This is a genomic window from Hephaestia sp. MAHUQ-44 (assembly GCF_023806085.1).
Taxonomy (GTDB): Bacteria; Pseudomonadota; Alphaproteobacteria; order Sphingomonadales; family Sphingomonadaceae; genus Sphingomonas.
In genome coordinates this window covers 127,727-146,193 of record NZ_JAMSLX010000001.1, presented here as the reverse complement: position 1 = coordinate 146,193, position 18,467 = coordinate 127,727, and the positions used below count along the sequence as shown (strand labels likewise).

Sequence of the window (18,467 nt, the reverse complement as noted above, 5' to 3'; positions counted from 1 at the left end):
CTCACGCCACCAGTCGCGCCATGCCGCATTTGGCGCCGGTGACGCGGAGGTCGGCCTCGCCATATTTTACGCCCGCGGCGCCGGTGACGAGGTTGACCAGCCCGTCGACACCGGGGGCGAGCAGCGTGAGCTGGCCGCCGATCGCGCCGAGCAGCGGCCCCACCGGCAGCGGAATCCCGGCGAATACCGGCGTCAGCGTCATCTGCTGAGCGAGCGACTGCGCGACGCCGCCGACCGCGCTGCTGCTGGCGACCGATTTGGGGGTGCCGGCGGTGATGTCATTTTCCTCGAAGCGTACCGATTGCCAGTGTTCGGCCGCGCCCAGGCTGAGATAGGCGCGCGCCTCGATATCGAGCAGCAAAGTATCGAGCACCTTGGCCGGATGAAGCGCCACGGGCGTGGTGAAATCGTCGAGCCGCGCGGGATCGATGCGCGCGATCGCGGCGCGGCCGGGGTTGGTGCGCGCGGCCAGCGTCACGGTGCGCGCATTGGGCATCGGGCAATCGATCGCATCGAGCCGCGCTTCGGCGCTCGCCAGTTCGATGAACAGCGGCAGACGGAGCGTGGCGAGCCCGGCCAGCCCCGGCAGCGCGGTAGTGCCCGTCGTCGCCTCGAGATAGATCCGGGCCTGCGCGGTGCGGACGATCGGCGCACCGGTGTCGCCGATCGCGATCCATGGCGACTGCTCTTCGGGTTCGCCGAGCGCGATCGTCACCCTGGTGCTGGCGAGCCCTGCGATCGCGCCGCCGAGATCGAGCCGGATCCGGCGCGTGTTGCTCGATCGCTGGAGCAACGACGTGACCAGTGACAGCACGTTGAGCCGCGCGAGCCCCTCGGGCCCGGCCTGGGCATCGCCGAGCGGGCCGAGATCGATCAGGCGGTCGAGCGGCATCGTCGCGTTGCCGACCTGTGCGGCGAGCGCCCGCAGCGCGTCGGCGGTGGCCGAATCGGGGCTGACGGTCGCGGCGGCGATGAGCGCATCGCCGACCGAGACCGAGGTGCCGAGTAACTCGTCATAACTGTCCGCCGAGACGTGCGCCTGCGTGCGCAGCGCATCGAGCCAGGCGAACAGATCGATATCGGCGCTGGCGAGCGCGCGATAATCGAGCGCCTTGAGCGAGATGCTCGATCCGGTGAGCCCCGACAGCAGGGCATTGAGCACGCCGCCGTCGAGCGAGGCCAGTCGGCTGCCGATCGCGAAGCTCGCCATGCGCGTTTGCGCCGCGGTGGCCGAGCGCGCGATCGGAATCGTGCGATGCCCGAAGATCGCACCGAAATAGGTCGGTGTGGCGGCATGGAGCGTGATTCGCGCGGCATCGGCCGGGGTTGCGTCGGCGGTGTAGCGATCGGCGACGGGCAGCGCGGCATCGGCGCGATACTGGCCGGTGGAGGCGGTGACAGTGACCGCGCCGCCCAGATTGGCCGCGGTTACCGCGCGCCGGGCGGCGGCATCAGCGTGCGCGGGATCGGTGGCGGCGGCAAGCGCGGCGGCGTCGGCCACGCCCTGAAGCCGCCGGGTGGCGAGCGTCGCGCTGCCGACATCGACCGCGAGCGCGGCGGCGCCGATCGCGATCGGCATCGCCAGCGCGACGATCACGCCGATCCCGGCGTGCCGATCGGTGGCGGCGGCGCGGATCATGCCCCGGCCCCCGGCACGAGCACCGCGGCGTTGCGGGCGATCTGCGGCGACGGCATCGGCACCAGCGGAAACCGGATCAGCCGTGCGTCCGCGTCGACAGTGATGCGCACCGCGATCATTGCCCCCTGCTGGCTGACCGCGACCTGCATCGCGCCCGCGTCGATTTCGGGATTGGCAGCCGCGGCGGCCCCGGCGGCGTCGATCGCGAGCCGGCTGCGCTCGTCGGGGCTGAGCCCGGCGATCGCGGCGCGCGCGGCATCGTTGGCGATCTGCTGCACGCTGTGCGCGATCAGGAAATACTGGCCGTAGCAGACGAGCCCGAGCAGCAGCGTGATGAGCAGCGGCAGCACCAGCGCCATCTCGACGATCGCGACGCCGCGCCGGTCGGCGGCCAGAAAACGCGCAGGATGTTGCATGATATGCCTCCCGTAGAGGCGCATCATGGCGGCGTGTGCTTAGAGTCGAGACAAGCCGGCGTTACGCGGATTTACGCATTATGCGCGGCCGCCACGGCCTATGACGGGAAAGACCGCCGTTGCGGACAGGCGGGACCGCGCAATTTACGTTGCTTGACGTGGGCCGGTGATTGATGCGGGCCGGTGCCGCTTCGGAAAAGCGCGCTGCCGCGATTTCCCGAACGGCCTCCCGGATTCAGCGCGCGCGGGGGCCGCCGAACGGCAGCGGCGGCGGCGGGCGGCGATCGCGGCGCGGCAACTGCGCCTGATAGGCATGGCCGCAATGTTCGACGCAATAAGGGAAACCGGGGTTCACCGCTTCGCCGCAAAAGTGGAAATCCGGCTCGCCGGGGTGCCCGAGCGGCCATTTGCAGATCCGGTCGTTGAGATCGAGCAGGGTCGTCTTGCCCGCGATCTCGGGGCTCGGGCGCGCCGGCACGAGACGGCGCGGCGGGGCGGGTGTCGCGGGCGGCTGTTGTTCGCCCGGCGACTGACGGACGAAACCGCCGGGGCCGATCGAGCGCAGCACGACCTTGGGCTCCTCAACGGCGGCCGGTGCCCGCGCGGCGGCGGCCGCCTGAGGATCGGGCGCCGCAGCAGCGATAGGGGCGACAGGCGCGGGCTTGGGAGCGGGCTTGGGGGCCGGGGCGGGCGCAGGGGCCGGCGCGGCGGCCCTGGCGGGCTTCGATTCGGCCGGTGGCTTGGGGGCGGGCTTGGCCGCCTTGGGTGCCGCCGCATCATTCGATTTGACGGGCGACGGGCGCGATTGCAGGCCCAGCCGGTGCGCCTTGCCGATCACGGCATTGCGGCTCACCCCGCCGAGAATCTCGGCGATCTGGCTCGCGGTCATTCCCTTTTCCCACATCGTCTTGAGCGTGTCGATGCGTTCGTCGGTCCAGGCCATGGAAGTCCTCAAAGTGCTTTGCCGGGTTGCGGGCGGCTGCGGCAGCGATTACGCGATCGCAGCATGAGCAGCCAGCCCCCTTTCGGCGAGATCCAGTCAGCGGTGGCGAATGCCCCCGGCGTCCCCGTCATCAGGAACGTCAATTGGGGCGGGCTTCGCACGCTCTATGTGAAGGAGGTGCGGCGGTTCTTCAAGGTCCAGCTCCAGACGATCTGGGCGCCGGCGATCACGACGCTGCTGTATCTCATCATTTTCACCGTCGCTTTGGGCGGGCGCGGGCGTGCCGAGGTGATGGGCGTGCCGTTCGCCGATTTCATCGCGCCGGGGCTGATCGTGATGGGGATGCTCCAGAATGCGTTCGCCAATGCGAGCTTCTCGCTGCTGGTCGGCAAGATCCAGGGGACGATCGTCGATTACCTCCAGCCGCCGCTTTCGACTGCCGAATTGCTGGCGGGAATCGCGGCCGGCGCGGTGACGCGGGCGTTCTGCGTCGGCGCGACGGTGTGGCTGGCGATGGCGCTGTGGCCCGGCATCGACGTGACCCCCCACCATCTGTGGGCGATATTGTGGTTTGGCTTTCTCGGCTCGCTGTTCCTGTCGTTCCTCGGTGTGCTGACCTCGATCTGGGCGGAGAAGTTCGATCACGCCGCGGCGGTGACCAACTTCGTCGTCGCGCCGCTCGCCTTGCTGTCGGGCACCTTTTATTCGGTCGATCGGCTGGCGCCGGCGTTTCGCGCGATCAGCCACCTCAACCCGTTCTTCTACGTCATCTCGGGTTTCCGTTACGGCTTTATCGGCGTCGCCGATTCGCCGATCGTGATCGGCTCGGCGGTGGTGCTCGCGATCAACGTCGCGCTCGGCTTGCTGTGCTATGCGTTGCTCAAGCGCGGGTGGAAGCTCAAGAGCTAGGGCCGATCGACATTCAGCCTATGCGGGCCTGCAAATAGCGATTTTCCGTGCTTCCGGTGCTCACGTACCTGAAGTACGCTGCGCGCCGGGTCACGAAAAACCACTATTTTCGGCGACGCCTATGCTGAATGTCGATCGGCCCTGGGCTGAGTCGATAGCTTTCCGTCATGCCGGACTCGTTCCGGCATCCAACCCACGACGAGCGGCTGCGCTTGAGGCGCGTTGGACCCCGGAACAAGTCCGGGGTGACGAAATGAATGGGCGGTGAGCACGCTTGCGGCGCGATCGCGGTGAGCGGACGTGGTGTTGCGTCGGTCGGGCCGCAGTTCTAGAAGCGCGGCAGGGCGGCCGTCCGGGCTGCCCTTTGCTTTTTGAAATCAGGAGCCGTTCGATGCCTACACCTGCGCTGATGCCCGTTTACCCGCGGTGCGATGTGCGGCCGGTGCGAGGCGAGGGCGTCTATCTGATTTCCGATGACGGCCGCCGGTTCCTCGATTTCGCGAGCGGGATCGCGGTCAACGCGCTGGGCCACAGCCACCCGCACCTGATCGGCGCGATCCAGCGCCAGGCCGAAACGCTGATGCATGTCTCGAACATGTACGGCAGCCCGCAGGGCGAGCATCTGGCGCAGCGGCTGGTCGACGCGACCTTTGCCGACACCGTGTTCTTCACCAATTCGGGGGCCGAGGCCGTCGAGTGCGCGATCAAGACCGCGCGGCGCTATCATTATGCCAACGGCAATCCGCAGCGGCACGATCTCATCACCTTCAACAATGCCTTCCACGGCCGCACGCTGGGGACGATCTCGGCGACCAACCAGGCCAAGATGCGCGATGGCTTCGATCCGTTGCTGCCGGGCTTCAAATATGGCGCGTTCAACGATCTCGAGGGCGCGCTGGCGCTGATCGACGAGCATACCGCCGGTTTCCTCGTCGAGCCGATCCAGGGCGAAGGCGGGATTCGCCCCGCGACCGACGCGTTCCTGAAGGGGCTGCGCACGGCCTGCGACGAGCACGGCCTGCTGCTCGTGCTCGACGAAGTGCAATGCGGCTATGGCCGCACCGGCAAGTTCTTCGCGCACGAATTGTACGGGCTCACCCCCGATATCATGGCGGTCGCCAAGGGGATCGGCGGCGGTTTCCCGCTGGGCGCGTGCCTCGCGACCGAGGAAGCGGCCAAGGGCATGGTGTTCGGCACCCACGGCTCGACCTATGGCGGCAACCCGCTGGCGATGGCGGCGGGCGAGGCGGTGCTCGACGTGATCCTCGAACCCGGCTTCCTCGACCATGTCGTGGCGATGGGCGAGCGGCTGCGCGCGAGCCTCGAGCAACTCATCCCCAACCACGATTCGCTGTTCGAGAGCGTGCGCGGGCGCGGGTTGATGCAAGGGCTGAAGATCAAGCATCCGAGCCGTGATTTCGTGGCGCATCTGCGCGACCATCACGGGCTGCTGACGGTTGCGGCGGGGGACAACACCGTCCGCCTGCTGCCGCCTTATGTGATCGAGGAAGCACATATCGCCGAAGCGATGACCAAATTGTCCGAGGGCGCGCGCAGCTTCGTGCCGCCCAGCGACGATTGATCCTGCGCTGGATGATCTTTGTTTACCGTGATTTCCGAGTCGCCAGATAATTCCAACTGGCTCGAAATCACTCTAAATGCGCCGGTCGCCCGAGGCGTACCGGCGGGGGTTTGACGATGAGCTACAAGAATTTCCTGTCTCTTGCCGACGCCGGGGCGGACGGTATCGCCGCGATGCTGGCCGATGCGCTCGATCGCAAGGCGGCGCGGGCGGGCTGGCCCAAGGGCAAGGCCGATGCGGATGCGCCGCTTGCCGGCCATGTGCTGGCGATGGTGTTCGAGAAGAACTCGACCCGTACGCGCGTCAGCTTCGACATGGCGATGCGCCAGTTGGGCGGCTCGGCACTGGTGCTCGACGCGGCGACCAGCCAGCTTGGGCGCGGCGAGACGGTGGCCGATACCGCGCGCGTGCTCTCGGGCTATTGCGACGCGATCATGGTGCGCACCGACGATCACGCCAAGATCGAGGAAATGGCGCATTACGCCTCGGTGCCGGTCATCAACGGGCTGACCGACGCCTCGCATCCATGCCAGATCATGGCCGATCTGCTGACGATCATCGAAAGCGGCAAGGCGCTGCCGGGGCTCAAGGTCGCGTGGCTCGGCGACGGCAACAATGTGCTTGCCTCGATCATGGAAGCCGCCGGGCTGATGCAGTTCGACGTGGTGGCGGCATGCCCGCAGGGCTATCAGCCGTCCGATGCCGATCTCGCGCTGGGGCAGGGCCGCGCGCGCTGCGTCGGCACTGCGCGCGAGGCGGTCGAGGGCGCCGATGTGGTGGTGACCGATACGTGGATCTCGATGGGGCAGGCGCATGCCGAGACCAAACTCGCGGCGATGATGCCGTTTCAGGTCACGCCCGCGTTGATGGCGGCGGCCAGCCCGCAGGCGAAATTCCTCCACTGCCTGCCCGCGCATCGCGGCGAGGAAGTGGCGGCCGAGGTGATCGACGGCGCGCAATCCTTGATCTGGCCCGAGGCCGAGAACCGGCTGCACGCGCAGAAATCGGTGTTGCGCTGGTGCTTCGGGCAATTGGGGTGAGTTGCGGCGCGAGGGGCGCGTTCCTATCTCCCGGCCTTGCCCCATAACCCCGTTCGCCCTGCGCTTGTCGAAGGGCTGTTTTTCGTCCGGCCGGCGTAGACAGAGCGGGGCTTCGACACGCTCAGCCCGAACGGTATTTCCTGATGCATGAGAGCACGACAATTCCCGATCTCGACCGCGCGCTGGGCTTCACGATTCCGGCGCGGCAGGCGCGCGGGCGGCTGGTGCGGCTGGGGCCGGTGCTCGACGCGGTGCTGGCCGCGCACGCTTATCCACCGGCGATCGAGGCGCTGCTTGCCGAAGCGTTGACGCTGGCCGCGCTGATCGGCTCGACGCTCAAGGATGCGGGTGGGCAATTGACGATGCAGGCGCAGTCGGACAGCGGCCCGGTGCAATTGCTGGTGTGCGATTATCGCGGCGGCGAGGTGCGCGGCTATGTCCAGTACGATGCCGATCGGCTGGCCGAGATGCCCGCCGACCCGACTCTGTTCGCGCTGTTCGGCGCGGGCTATCTCGCGGTTACCTTCGATCAGGCGCTGACCGGCGAGCGCTATCAGGGGATCGTGCCGCTCGATGGCGATTCGCTCGCCGATGCGGTGGAGCGCTATTTCGTCCAGTCCGAGCAGATTCCGACGCTGGTGCGGACCGGGATGGGCCGCGGCGCCGACGGGCAATGCCGCGCGGGCGGGCTGTTCCTCCAATATCTGCCCGAGGGCGAGGTGGGGCGCGAGCGCCTCCATGCTCGGCTCGACCATCCCGAATGGGAGCATGTCGTCGCGTTGGCGCAGACGATGGGGGGGGACGAGCTTGCCGATGCGGGCGTGCCGCTCGAAACGCTGATCTGGCGGCTGTTCAACGAAGAGGACGAGGTCCGCGTGCTTGCGTCGACGCCGCTGGTGCGCGGCTGCCGCTGCTCGCCCGATTATATCGCGCAGGTGCTCGCCAAATTCCCGGCCGAGGAACAGCGCGAGATGGCCGACGAGCGCGGCGTGATCAGCGTCGATTGTGCGTTTTGCGCGCGCAGCTTCCCGGTCGCGGCGGTTTGACTCAAGCCGGTGCCGCTCTTGCGAAGCAGACCAAACACCAGCCGTTAACCGTGCGTTTACCCTGGCGGTGCTAGAGGCATAAGGGTGTCATTTGTGGGCACGCTTTTCTCCCTAGATGGTCCGCAAGGACTGGACTGGGCCGCTTTTTCAGGCGGCCCTCTTTTTGGTGGCGGCGATGGTGCGTCCCGTATCGGGATTGCGCGCGAGGCGGTCTGCTCCTAGCGAAGCGGGTCATGGCAACAGATTCTCCTTTTGCGGTCGCGCTGGTCTCGGGCGGGCTCGATTCGATGGTCGCCGCCGCGCGCGCGCGCGAAGACGGTTACCGCCTGCTCGCGCTGTCGATCGATTATAACCAGCGGCATCAGGTCGAACTGGCCGCCGCGCGCCGGATCGCGACCATGCTCGGCGCCGAACGCCATGTCGTGCTGTCGATCGATCTGTCGGCATTCGGCGGCTCGGCGCTCACCGCCGATATCGCGGTGCCCAAGGCGGGCGTGGGCGACGACATTCCGATCACCTATGTGCCCGCGCGCAACACGATCTTCCTCAGCCTCGCGCTGGGCTGGGCCGAGGCAGCGGGCGCGCGCGACCTCTATATCGGCGTCAACGCGCTCGATTATTCGGGCTATCCCGACTGCCGGGCCGAATTCGTCACCGCGTTCGAGGACATGGCCGCGCTGGCCACCAAGGCCGGGGTCGAAGGCGATCGCTTCGTGGTCCACGCGCCGCTCCAGCACCTGACCAAGGCCGACATCGCCCGCGAGGCGGCGCGGCTGGGGCTCGATGCGGGGCTGAGTTGGTCGTGCTACGATCCGACGCCGGACGGCAGGCATTGCGGACTGTGCGATAGCTGCCGGCTGCGCGCCAAGGGCTTTGCGGAGGCCGGCCTGCCCGATCCCACCGTCTATGCGGTCACGCCCTGAGGCTGAATCGATGACCTATGCCGTCAAGGAAATGTTCCTGACGCTTCAGGGCGAGGGCGTGCAATGCGGGCGCCGCGCGGTGTTCGTGCGCTTTGCCGGGTGCAATCTGTGGTCGGGGCGCGAGCAGGACCGCGCGACCGCGATCTGCCGTTTCTGCGATACCGATTTCGTCGGCACCGATGGCGCGGGCGGGGGCAAGTTCGCCGACGCGACCGCGCTGGTCGAGGCGGTCGAGGGCTTCTGGGGCGCGGCGGACGCGTATCGCTTCGTCGTGCTCACCGGGGGCGAGCCGATGTTGCAGGTCGATGAGGCGCTGATCGCGGCGCTGCACGCGCGCGGCTTCGAGATCGCGATCGAAACCAACGGCACCTTGCCCACGCATCCCGCGATCGACTGGGTGTGCGTCAGCCCCAAGGCGGGCAGCGAGGTCGTCCAGCGTACCGGCGATGAGCTCAAGCTGGTGTGGCCGCAGGCGGGAATCGACCCCGCGATGCTCGAAGGCTGGGACTTCCGCCATTTCCTGATCCAGCCGATGGACGATCCCGAGGCCGCGGCCAATCGCGCGGCCGCGATCGCGTTGGTGCTCGATCGCCCGCGCTGGCGGCTGTCGACGCAGACGCACAAGATGCTCGGGCTGCGCTAGGGCCGAGCGACATTCACCCTATGCGGGCCTGCAAATAGCGATTTTCCGTGCTTCCGGTGCTCACGTACCTGAAGTACGCTGCGCGCCGGGTCACGAAAAACCACTATTTTCGGCGACGCCTATGCTGAATGTCGATCGGCCCTGAGTATGGCGTGGCCCTGCTTGCGCAGGTTTACCGCTGCGCCAGGGCGACGGCAGGATAGGGCGCGCCGCAGCGCTTGGCGTTCCACAGATCCTTTTTGTCCCAGCATTCCTTGTCGAAGCGCGGGAGGCGCGGTTGGCCGACGAAAATCCGGCTGGGGAAGCGCTGTTCGCCCCACGGGACCAGGCTGTTGTGCAGTTCGCGCATCCGATTGAGCGCGACATCGCCCATCTCGCCGCGCGGTGCATAAATGACGTCGCGGCCGATCGACGACATCGTCTGGCAGAAGATGAACTGCGCCGAGACGGTCGAGAAGCTCGAATAGATCACGGTGTTGAAATGATCGAGCTTGGCTTGCCCCTGGCGCTTGTTCTTGCCGTTCACGCGCGTGAAATAGGCTTCCAGCGTGGTCATCGCCGCCGCCAGTTCGGCTTTGTGATCCTTGAGCATGGCATTGTAGTTCGGGCGCGTCAGCAGCGTGGGCTCGAACTCGCACTGCAGCGCGGCGACGTTCATCGCGGCGCGCAGCGTCCAGACCATTTCGGCGCGCAATTCGGCGGGCGTCGCCCCCGGCAGCGCCTGGCCGATACCGGGTTCGTCGCCCACCACGCGCGGACCGCTCAGATCGCGCGACTGGAAGAAGAATTGCGCCGATGCGGGCGCGGCTGAGAAGATCGTGATCGCTGCAACCGCCGCGGTCAGTATCCGTAACATGCTCATCCTATCCTCGTCCTGGCCGTTGCGCGCGAATCTAGAAGAATCGGGCACGCGGCCCAAGTCCTTTCTTCCCCGCCTCGAAATACCGGGGATCGTTTCGATGGCGCGCCTGGCTTTTTCCTTCCAAATCGAATCGAAAGGGCCGCCCGATCGCTCGGACGGCCCCTCAATCGCGTGGCGCCGCAACCGCGGCCGCCGGTGCGATCGCGATGCTTACATCGCGTTGGCGGTGGCGTCGGCCGCGTTCGCTGCAGCGTCGGTGGCGGCCGCTTCGTTGGTGAGCGCGGCGTCGTTGGCGAGCGCAGCGTCGTTGGCAAGCGCGCCATCAACCGCGGTCATGTTGTCGGTCATGGTGCCCATGTCGTCGGTGACATTCATGTCGGTGACGAGGGTGTTGTCAGTGGCCGTCTCGGTCTTGTCACCGCAAGCCGACACCGCGAGCGCGGCACCGGCGACAAACGTACCGATAACCAGCTTGGAAATGATTGCACGCATTTGTAGCTCCCTAATTAGTGGATTTGGACGACCGTGGCGGCCCTTAATACCCAAACCGGCGTGGACATTAGTCGGATATGGGGCGCCTCTCAAGCCTCGTTTTCGCGCGGTAATCCGAGAGTCTCGACGAATGTGCCGGTGTGCAACGCCAGAGCGGCGTCGAAAGTTGCAAAATCGGCCGTTTTTCCTAATTTTTCGACGCTCGTGACGGGATATTCGGCAAGGCCGCACGGCACGATTCCGCCGAAATGCGTAAGATCGGGAGCAATATTGACCGCGAAACCGTGCAAGGTGATCCATTTGCGGACGCGCACGCCGATCGCGCCGATCTTGGCCTCGTCGCCGCCGTCGCGGGTCCAGATTCCGATCCGTTCGGGCACCGGAAAGGCTTGAATCCCGAGGTGGGACAAAGCGGCGATCACCCAGCTTTCGAGCGCGTGGACATAGGCGCGCACGTCGCGCCCGCGCCGTCCGAGATCGAGCACGACATAGCCGATCCGCTGACCCGGCCCGTGATAGGTGTATTTGCCGCCGCGCCCCGTCTTATGGATCGGAAAGCGCGGATCGAGCAGGTCGGCGGGGTTGGCGCTGGTGCCCGCGGTGTAGATCGGCGGGTGTTCGAGCAGCCAGATCAATTCGCGCGCCTCGCCCGTCAGGACGGCGGCGGCGCGCGCCTCCATCGTCGCGACGGCTTCTTCGTACGGAATTGGCGCATCCGAGACGCGCCATTCGATGTCGGCAAGCGGTGATGTCACGTGATGCTCCTTGCCGCTTCCACGCGCGAGGATCAATCGCTAGAGCACATCAGCGGCACGATACGGGAGCGGCGATCATGGTCACGATGGGCACGGTCTGGGACCGGACGACGACGTTTCTCGGCGACCGCGCGGCGGCATTGCTGCCGATCGTCGGCTTGTTGATCTTCGTCCCGACCTGCCTTCAGAATATTGCGGAACCGGCGCTGGTCGGGGTTGGCGTGATGGTTGCGCTGGTCGGAATCGTGCTCGCGGTGGTGATGGCGTGGGGCCAGCTTGCGGTGGTCGCGCTCGCGGTCGAGCCGGCGGCGAACGTCTCGGCAGCGATGCAGATGGGCGCGCGGCGGTTGCTGCCCGCGATCGGCATCGGCCTGCTGGTCGCGCTGATCGTGGCGGTGCTCGCGGCGCCGCTGGGCATCGCGTTTCTTGCTTCGGGCGTCGAATGGGTCGCGATCGCGCCGGGGCAATGGCAACCGGCGACGCCGCTGTCGTCGGGGCTCAAGCTGTTCGTGGGGCTCTATTCGGTGGCGCTGGTGATCGTCGTGCTGTGGGGTATGGCGCGCCTGCTGCCGCTCAATTCGGTGGTCGTTGCCGAGCGGCGCGGCGTCGGCGCGATCGCACGTGCGTTCGGGCTTACCAAGGGGCTGGCGCTCAGGATCGTCGGCGTCGTCATTCTGTTTTTCGTTGTGTGGGGTGTGTGCGCGATGGCGGCAACGACCGTGCTGGGATCGGTTTTCCAGCTCGCCTTCGGGGGAACGGGGGCGATGACGCTGGCGACTGTGCTCACGGGAATCGTCAGCGCCGTGGTGACGACCGGCTTCACGCTTCTTGCCGCCGCATTCGCAGCGCAACTCTATCTCGCCGTGCGGACCGCCCGGGACATTCCAGCCGAGGCCGCATGACGCTCGATCTTGTTGCAATCCTGCGCAGCGCCTGGGCGCGGCTGCGCGCCGACCACGTCCTGCTGCTGCCGATGGCGGGGCTGACGATGTTCCTGCCCCAGTTCGGCTTGCTGCTGCTGGTCGAGGCGCCGACGCTCGAAAAGGGCGACGGTTCGACGGCGGCGACCGCGGCGCAGGCGCAGGTGGTGCTCGACTGGGCGGTCAAGAACAGCGGCTGGTATCTGGCGGCCTATTTGTGCGCCTTTTACGGCGTACTCGTGATCCTGTCGCTCTATCTCGATCGACGGCGCCCCGATCTCAAGACCGCGCTGGGCCATGCGGGGCGGTTGCTGCCGCGCTATCTGCTGTCGGTGGTGCTGGTCGGGTTGCCGGTGGGGCTGGGGATCGGCTTGCTGGGCCCGGTGCTGGGCGCGGCGATGGTGATCCTGCTGGTGCCCGCTTTCTACTGGATCGTGCGCACGATGCTGGCCGGTGCGGTGATCGTTGCCGAGCGACCGATCGGGGCGGCGCCGGCGGTCAGGCGCAGCCTTGCGCTCACGCGCGGGCACGGGCTCGTGCTCGCCGCGCTGATCGCGTTCGTCACCTTTGCCGGCGAGCTGGTCGCGCAGATCTTCGTCAGCCTCGGCGCGCTGATGACCGCGGCGGACGCGGCCAACCCGATCGCGATGGCACTGGTCGACGGGCTGGCGGCGATCGTCCAGGCGACCGCCGCGTTGCTGCTCGTGCTGATCCAGGTGGAATTCTACCGCCGGCTGTCGGCGGGGCAGGCTCCGGCCAAATAAGGGATTTGCGGCGCTGAATTGACGGGTAGCACGCCGGTCGCGCGCGGATCGGCGAAGGTCTCGATCGTGCGCCGGATCGGCGTGAATCCGCTGGCGCGGTAGAAGCCGAGCGCGCTGGGGTGGTCGAGCGAGCAGGTATGCACCCAGACCCGCGTGATCCCCCTGCGCCACGCCAGCGCCAGCGCCTGCGCCATCAGCCAGCGGCCATGGCCGTGCCCTGCCAGTTCGGGCACGAGGCCGACGTAGGAAAGCTCACACTGCGCCGCGTAGCGATAATCGAGTTCGAGCATCCCGACCTCGACGCCGCCGCGATCGACGACCGCGAACACCGCGACCTCGGGATCGTGAATGATCGCAAGCAGAGTGGCGTCGGCCATCACCAGCCGCGAAAACCACAGCCACGGCGCGCCGACGCGGCGGAACAGCGTGCGATATTTGTCCGCATCGGGCCGTTCCCAGCGCACCAGTTGCAGGGGTGATTCGGGAATCGGCCTGAGCGGGGGACGCCGGATCATCTCCAGCGTGGTGACGATCGTCGCCAACTGGTCGTGGGGGACAGCGATCAGCCCCATCGCAGGCCTTTCGATGAGCCGGCGCCAGTCATCCTCAGTCCCAGGTCGCGTGGGGCGGCAGGCTCATCAGGATCGCGTCGATATTGCCGCCGGTCTTGAGCCCGAACAATGTGCCGCGATCGTAGACGAGGTTGAATTCGGCGTAGCGCCCGCGCCATTCGAGCTGGCGTGCCTTGTCCGCCGCGCTCCATTCCAGCCCCATGCGTCGCCGCACGAGGGCTGGAAAGATATCGAGAAACGCGAGCCCCACATCCTTGGTGAACGCGAAATCGGCGTCGAAATCGCCTTCGAGATGATCGTAGAAAATACCACCGACACCGCGATGCACCTTGCGGTGGGGAATGTAGAAATAATCGTCCGCCCATTGCTTGAAGCGCGGATAATGCGCGGGATCGTGCGCGTCGCACGCCGCCTTCATCGCGGCGTGGAAATCGGCGGTGTCGTCATCATAGGGAATCGGCGGGTTGAGATCGGCGCCGCCGCCGAACCAGCGCCTGGTGGTGACGAGGAAGCGCGTGTTCATATGGACCGCGGGCACGTGCGGGTTGGCCATATGCGCGACGAGGCTGATGCCGGTGGCGAAGAATCGCGGATCTTCGCTGGCGCCATGGATCGATTTGGCGAAATCGCCCTCGAACGTGCCGCCGACGGTCGACACGTTGACGCCGACCTTCTCGAAGATCGTACCCTTCATCACCCCGCGCACCCCGCCGCCGCCGGGCGCGCCCGAGGGATCGGTGCGATCCCAGGGGGTGTAGACAAAGGTCGCGCCCGATCCGGCCTCGGCCTCGATCTTCTCGAAGGCTGCGCAGATGCGGTCACGAAGCGCCTCGAACCAGAGGCGGGTGGCTTGTTGTTGGGGATCGAGCTCCATGCCGCTGTCCATAGCCATCGCGCGCGGGGGCAGGGAAGGGGTCATTGTGTCTCGGTCGCGTGCGGCCAGCCATCGATCTGACGCAGCGCCTCGCCCAGCGCCATTGCGCCCGCGACCGCGACGTTGAGCGAGCGAAAGCCCGGACGCATCGGGATGCGTAGGGCGCAATCGGCGCGATCGTGGACCGCAGCCGGCACGCCTGCGCCTTCGCTGCCGAGCAGCAAGGTATCGCCGGGCGCGAACCGCGCCTGATCGAGCCGCACGCCGCCCACCGTCGTCAGCAGCACGATCCGCCCTGCGCCGGCTTCGAACGCCGCCCAATCGACGTGTCGCGTCACGTCGGCCTGCGCGGCATAATCCATGCCGGCGCGGGCCAGCGCGCGGGTCGAAAAGGCAAAACCCATCGGCTCGATCAGATCGACGGGCACCCCAAGGCACGCCGCAAGCCGCAGGATCGTGCCGACATTGCCCGCGATATCGGGTTGATAAAGCGCCAGACGCATGGGTTCTTGCCTAGCGCTTCGGTCGTCGCCGCGGCAAGAGACCACAAAAGCCATTGGCAAAGCGGCGCTACGGGCGCTATCAGGCCGCCGACCCCCGTGGGGACGGGGCGATCCGCCGGTTCGTCGCGGTCACGTCTCGCATGGGGCCACGTCGGGAATTTCGAAGTGCAAGGGCAGATGAATGGCAAGTGCTGACAATGCGATTCCGCCGGGCGAATCGCCCGAACCGTTTCTGGAGGAAGCGCACGATCCCCGCCGTCGGGATTTCATCAATATCGCTGCGGTGACGTTTGCCGGCGTTGGTGCGGGCGTTGCCGTGCTGCCGCTCGTCAACCAGATGAGTCCGTCGGCCGATGTGCTCGCGATGTCGACCACCGAGGTCGATCTGTCCAAGATCGCCGAAGGCCAGGCCGTGACGACGACCTTCCGGTCGCAACCGCTGTTCGTGCGCAATCTGACGGCGAAAGAGATCGCCGAGGCCGATGCGGTGCCGATGTCCGACCTGCGCGACCCTGAGACGCTCGAGCAGCGGACCAAGGAAGGCAAGAAGAACTGGCTGATCACGATCGGCGTGTGCACCCATCTGGGTTGCGTGCCGCTGGGCAACAAGGAAGGCGAGCAGCGCGGCGAATACGGGGGCTATTTCTGCCCCTGCCACGGTTCGTCCTACGATACGGCCGCGCGGATTCGTAAAGGTCCGGCACCGACCAACCTGCCGGTGCCCGACTACGCATTCACGTCCGATACGACGATCAAGGTGGGGGCGTAACAATGAGCTTTCCCTGGGCAAACCAGTACCAGCCGAAAAACCCGGTCATGCGTTGGCTGGACGAGCGCCTGCCGCTTCCCCGCCTCGCCTATAATGCTGTCGGCGCGGGCTATCCCGTGCCGCGCAACCTCAACTATTTCTGGAACTTCGGCGTTCTCGCCGGGCTCGCGCTGGCGATCCAGATCGTCACCGGGATCGTGCTGGCGATGCATTACGCCGCCGATGCCGATATCGCCTTCCTGTCGGTCGAGCATCTGATGCGCGACGTCAATGCGGGCTGGCTGCTGCGCTATGTCCACGCGACCGGCGCCAGCATGTTCTTCATCGTCGTCTATATCCACCTGTTCCGCGGGCTTTATTACGGATCGTACAAGGCCCCGCGCGAAATGGTGTGGCTGCTCGGCCTCGTCATCTTCCTGCTGATGATGGCGACCGCGTTCATGGGCTATGTGCTTCCCTGGGGGCAGATGAGCTTCTGGGGCGCGCAGGTGATCACCGGCTTCTTCTCGGCGATCCCGGTGGTCGGCGAATCGGTGCGCGTGTGGTTGCTCGGCGGCTTTGCGCCCGGCGACGCGACGCTCAACCGCTTCTTCTCGCTCCATTATCTGCTGCCGTTCGTGATTGCAGGGGTCGTCATCCTCCACATCTGGGCGCTGCACATTCCGGGTTCGTCGAACCCGACCGGGGTCGATGTGAAGGGCAAGCAGGATACGGTGCCGTTCCATCCCTATTACACCGCCAAGGACGGCGTCGGCGTCGGCGTGTTCCTGCTGGTGTTCGCGGTGCTGGTGTTCTTTGCACCCAATTATCTGGGTCATTCGGACAATTACATTCCGGCCAACCCGCTTTCGACGCCCGCGCATATCGTGCCCGAATGGTATTTCTGGCCGTTCTACGCGATCCTGCGCGCCTTCACCTTCAACTTCCTGTGGATCCCGGCGAAGCTGTGGGGCGTGCTGGCGATGTTCGCCTCGATCCTGCTGCTGTTCTTCCTGCCGTGGATCGACAATTCGCCGGTGCGCTCGGGCAATTATCGCCCCACCTTCCGCATCTTCTTCGGCATCCTGCTGGTCGATATCCTAGTGCTGGCATGGTGCGGCGGATCGGCGGCGACGCCGGGCTATGTGATCATGGGCCAGATCGCGTCGATCTATTATTTCGCGCACTTCCTGATCATTCTGCCGATTATCGCGCGCACCGAGCGGCCCCGACCGTTGCCGAACTCGATCACAGAGGCGGTGTTGGCGAAGAAGGGCGGAATCCAGCCGAGCGAATCCGCGACAAGCGGTGGCGCGGCGGCGTCCGAATAAGGGGCTATCAGAACAATGGTTCGTTTCTTTTCATGGCTCGTCGGCGCCGCCTTTGTCGGGGCGCTGGTGTTTGCGCTCGGCGGCACGATCAAGGGCCTTATCACCGAGCCGCCGCAGCCGACGGTGACCGAGGAGTTCCACAAGGAGCCCAAGCCGTTCAAGCTGGCGTCGGACGGGCCGTTCGGCAAGTTCGACAACCAGCAGCTCCAGCGCGGCTTCCTTGTCTACAAGGAAGTCTGTGCGGCGTGCCACTCGATCGATCTCGTCCATTTCCGCGATCTCCAGAAGATCGGGTATAACGAGGCCGAAGTGAAGGCGATCGCCAGCCAGTGGGTGATCGAGCAGCCGACGATCAACCCGGATACCGGCGAGGCGACGACGCGCAAGAACGTGCCGTCCGATCCGTTCCCCAAGCCGTTCGCGAACGACATCGCGGCGCGTGCGGCGAACAACAACGCGTTGCCGCCCGATCTCTCGCTGATCGTCAAGGCACGCGAAGGCGGGGCGCCGTACCTTCATTCGCTGCTGACCGGCTATGAAACGCCCGATCCCGAGATCGCGAAGAAATATCCCGATTTCGAGGTGCTCGAAGGGCTGCATTTCAACCCGTATTTCCCGTCTCTTGCCACCGCGATGGCGCAGCAGATCAACAGCGAAGGCCAGGTCCAGTATCTGGACGGCACCCGCCCGACGATCGACCAGATGTCGACCGACGTGACGGCCTTCCTGGTGTGGACCGCCGAACCCAATCTCGAACGGCGCCATGCCGCCGGTTTTGCGACGGTGCTGTTCCTGCTGGTGTTCTGCTTCCTCGCGTGGGGCGCCTATAAGAACGTCTGGCGCAACATCGAGCATTGATCGCAGCCCGCGCGCGATGCGTGGGGGGCGATTCGAAATTCAACGCCGGGTGGGGTCTCCCTCGCCCGGCGTTGTCGTCTGGAGCATGCCATGGCCAATGACGATCTGAAGGCGAAGATCCGCACGATCCCCGATTTTCCCAAGCCCGGTATCCAGTTTCGCGACATCACCACCTTGTTGCTCGATGCCGATGGGCTTCGCGAGACGGTCGACCGCATGGTTGCCGCGGTCGACGGGCCGGTCGATCTGGTCGCGGGGATCGAGGCGCGTGGCTTCCTGTTCGCCGCTGCGCTTGCCGTGCCGCTTGGGGCTGGCGTACTGCTGATCCGCAAGGACGGAAAGTTGCCCGGCGCCACGATCGCCGAAGAATATGCGCTTGAATACGGCACCGACAGAATCGCGATGCACGCCGACGCCTGCGCGGCCGGCGCGCGGGTGTTGCTGATCGACGATCTGATCGCGACCGGGGGCACCGCCCGCGCCGCGATCCGGTTGCTCCGCAAGGCGGGCGCGGTCGTCACCCAGGCGCGCTTCGTGGTCGATCTGCCCGATCTGGGCGGGGCCGAGGCACTGCGTGCCGACGGGATCCATGTGTCGGCGCTGGTGTCATTCGCGGGGCATTGAGGCGTCGGAGGGCGGGCGGATGC

At 66.4% G+C, this 18,467-nt stretch carries 21 protein-coding genes; 12 read left to right on the top strand and 9 right to left on the bottom strand.

What is annotated here, in order from left to right; genetic code table 11:
• Position 1 precedes the first annotated feature (1 nt).
• From NFE57_RS00660 to NFE57_RS00650, 3 genes are all read right to left on the bottom strand, one after another.
• Positions 2-1,639, bottom strand: coding sequence for a pilus assembly protein TadG-related protein (locus NFE57_RS00660; RefSeq protein ID WP_252133631.1), 1,638 nt, complete (start codon positions 1,637-1,639; stop codon positions 2-4).
• The gene (locus NFE57_RS00655; protein ID WP_252133630.1) at positions 1,636-2,055 is read right to left on the bottom strand and encodes a TadE/TadG family type IV pilus assembly protein; all 420 of its coding nucleotides are present in this window, start codon (positions 2,053-2,055) and stop codon (positions 1,636-1,638) included. The genes NFE57_RS00660 and NFE57_RS00655 overlap by 4 nt, the downstream gene beginning before the upstream one ends.
• A 235-nt stretch (positions 2,056-2,290) precedes the next feature.
• Entirely contained in the window at positions 2,291-2,998 is a 708-nt protein-coding gene (locus NFE57_RS00650; RefSeq protein WP_252133629.1) for a GcrA family cell cycle regulator, read from the bottom strand.
• A gap of 63 nt (positions 2,999-3,061) precedes the next feature.
• Between NFE57_RS00650 and NFE57_RS00645 the strand changes: the two genes are divergently transcribed.
• From NFE57_RS00645 to queE, 6 genes are all read left to right on the top strand, one after another.
• Positions 3,062-3,907, top strand: a complete 846-nt coding sequence (locus NFE57_RS00645; RefSeq protein ID WP_252133628.1) for an ABC transporter permease — start codon at positions 3,062-3,064, stop codon at positions 3,905-3,907.
• Between the two features lie 391 nt (positions 3,908-4,298).
• Positions 4,299-5,489 (top strand): aspartate aminotransferase family protein, encoded by a 1,191-nt coding sequence (locus NFE57_RS00640; protein WP_252133627.1) that lies wholly within the window; start codon positions 4,299-4,301, stop codon positions 5,487-5,489.
• Positions 5,490-5,605: 116 nt separating this feature from the next.
• Entirely contained in the window at positions 5,606-6,529 is a 924-nt protein-coding gene (gene argF, locus NFE57_RS00635; RefSeq protein ID WP_252133626.1) for an ornithine carbamoyltransferase, read from the top strand.
• A 143-nt stretch (positions 6,530-6,672) separates the two neighbouring features.
• Positions 6,673-7,575: an Hsp33 family molecular chaperone HslO gene (gene hslO / locus NFE57_RS00630; RefSeq protein WP_252133625.1), complete on the top strand. Its 903-nt coding sequence runs from the start codon at positions 6,673-6,675 to the stop codon at positions 7,573-7,575.
• Positions 7,576-7,808: 233 nt separating this feature from the next.
• Positions 7,809-8,498, top strand: a complete 690-nt coding sequence (queC, locus tag NFE57_RS00625) for a 7-cyano-7-deazaguanine synthase QueC (protein WP_252133624.1) — start codon at positions 7,809-7,811, stop codon at positions 8,496-8,498.
• A gap of 10 nt (positions 8,499-8,508) precedes the next feature.
• Positions 8,509-9,141, top strand: a complete 633-nt coding sequence (queE, locus tag NFE57_RS00620; RefSeq protein ID WP_252133623.1) for a 7-carboxy-7-deazaguanine synthase — start codon at positions 8,509-8,511, stop codon at positions 9,139-9,141.
• Between the two features lie 172 nt (positions 9,142-9,313).
• On the opposite strand, the gene NFE57_RS00615 is transcribed toward queE, so the two are convergent.
• The 3 genes from NFE57_RS00615 to lipB all read right to left on the bottom strand — a co-directional run bounded on the left by NFE57_RS00615 (position 9,314) and on the right by lipB (position 11,250).
• The gene (locus tag NFE57_RS00615) at positions 9,314-10,003 is read right to left on the bottom strand and encodes a hypothetical protein (RefSeq protein WP_252133622.1); all 690 of its coding nucleotides are present in this window, start codon (positions 10,001-10,003) and stop codon (positions 9,314-9,316) included.
• A 210-nt stretch (positions 10,004-10,213) separates the two neighbouring features.
• On the bottom strand, positions 10,214-10,495 hold the full coding sequence (locus tag NFE57_RS00610) for a hypothetical protein (RefSeq protein ID WP_252133621.1): 282 nt from the start codon (positions 10,493-10,495) through the stop codon (positions 10,214-10,216).
• Between the two features lie 89 nt (positions 10,496-10,584).
• Positions 10,585-11,250 (bottom strand): lipoyl(octanoyl) transferase LipB, encoded by a 666-nt coding sequence (gene lipB, locus NFE57_RS00605; protein ID WP_252133620.1) that lies wholly within the window; start codon positions 11,248-11,250, stop codon positions 10,585-10,587.
• 77 nt (positions 11,251-11,327) lie between these two features.
• Between lipB and NFE57_RS00600 the strand changes: the two genes are divergently transcribed.
• Together NFE57_RS00600 and NFE57_RS00595 are read left to right on the top strand one after the other, a co-directional pair.
• Positions 11,328-12,152, top strand: coding sequence for a hypothetical protein (locus NFE57_RS00600; RefSeq protein ID WP_252133619.1), 825 nt, complete (start codon positions 11,328-11,330; stop codon positions 12,150-12,152).
• On the top strand, positions 12,149-12,934 hold the full coding sequence (locus NFE57_RS00595; RefSeq protein WP_252133618.1) for a hypothetical protein: 786 nt from the start codon (positions 12,149-12,151) through the stop codon (positions 12,932-12,934). The genes NFE57_RS00600 and NFE57_RS00595 overlap by 4 nt, the downstream gene beginning before the upstream one ends.
• Here the strand turns inward: NFE57_RS00595 and NFE57_RS00590 are convergent.
• Genes NFE57_RS00590 through NFE57_RS00580 form a run of 3 tightly spaced genes read right to left on the bottom strand, consistent with a single transcriptional unit; the run spans position 12,895 to position 14,883 of the window.
• Complete coding sequence (locus tag NFE57_RS00590) at positions 12,895-13,506, bottom strand: GNAT family N-acetyltransferase (RefSeq protein WP_252133617.1); 612 nt, start codon at positions 13,504-13,506, stop codon at positions 12,895-12,897. The two genes, NFE57_RS00595 and NFE57_RS00590, sit on opposite strands and share 40 nt — an antisense overlap.
• Positions 13,507-13,540: 34 nt before the next feature.
• Complete coding sequence (gene hemF, locus NFE57_RS00585; protein WP_252133616.1) at positions 13,541-14,380, bottom strand: oxygen-dependent coproporphyrinogen oxidase; 840 nt, start codon at positions 14,378-14,380, stop codon at positions 13,541-13,543.
• A 41-nt stretch (positions 14,381-14,421) separates the two neighbouring features.
• Positions 14,422-14,883: a tRNA (cytidine(34)-2'-O)-methyltransferase gene (locus tag NFE57_RS00580; RefSeq protein ID WP_252133615.1), complete on the bottom strand. Its 462-nt coding sequence runs from the start codon at positions 14,881-14,883 to the stop codon at positions 14,422-14,424.
• A gap of 181 nt (positions 14,884-15,064) precedes the next feature.
• Between NFE57_RS00580 and petA the strand changes: the two genes are divergently transcribed.
• The 4 genes from petA to NFE57_RS00560 all read left to right on the top strand — a co-directional run bounded on the left by petA (position 15,065) and on the right by NFE57_RS00560 (position 18,444).
• Positions 15,065-15,652, top strand: coding sequence for a ubiquinol-cytochrome c reductase iron-sulfur subunit (gene petA / locus NFE57_RS00575; protein ID WP_252133614.1), 588 nt, complete (start codon positions 15,065-15,067; stop codon positions 15,650-15,652).
• 2 nt (positions 15,653-15,654) lie between these two features.
• Positions 15,655-16,962: a cytochrome b gene (locus NFE57_RS00570; RefSeq protein ID WP_252133613.1), complete on the top strand. Its 1,308-nt coding sequence runs from the start codon at positions 15,655-15,657 to the stop codon at positions 16,960-16,962.
• A gap of 15 nt (positions 16,963-16,977) precedes the next feature.
• Positions 16,978-17,820, top strand: coding sequence for a cytochrome c1 (locus NFE57_RS00565; protein ID WP_252133612.1), 843 nt, complete (start codon positions 16,978-16,980; stop codon positions 17,818-17,820).
• 90 nt (positions 17,821-17,910) lie between these two features.
• Positions 17,911-18,444 carry an adenine phosphoribosyltransferase gene (locus NFE57_RS00560; RefSeq protein WP_252133611.1) on the top strand — a complete coding sequence of 178 codons (534 nt, stop codon included), beginning with the start codon at positions 17,911-17,913 and terminating at the stop codon, positions 18,442-18,444.
• Positions 18,445-18,467: the final 23 nt, after the last annotated feature.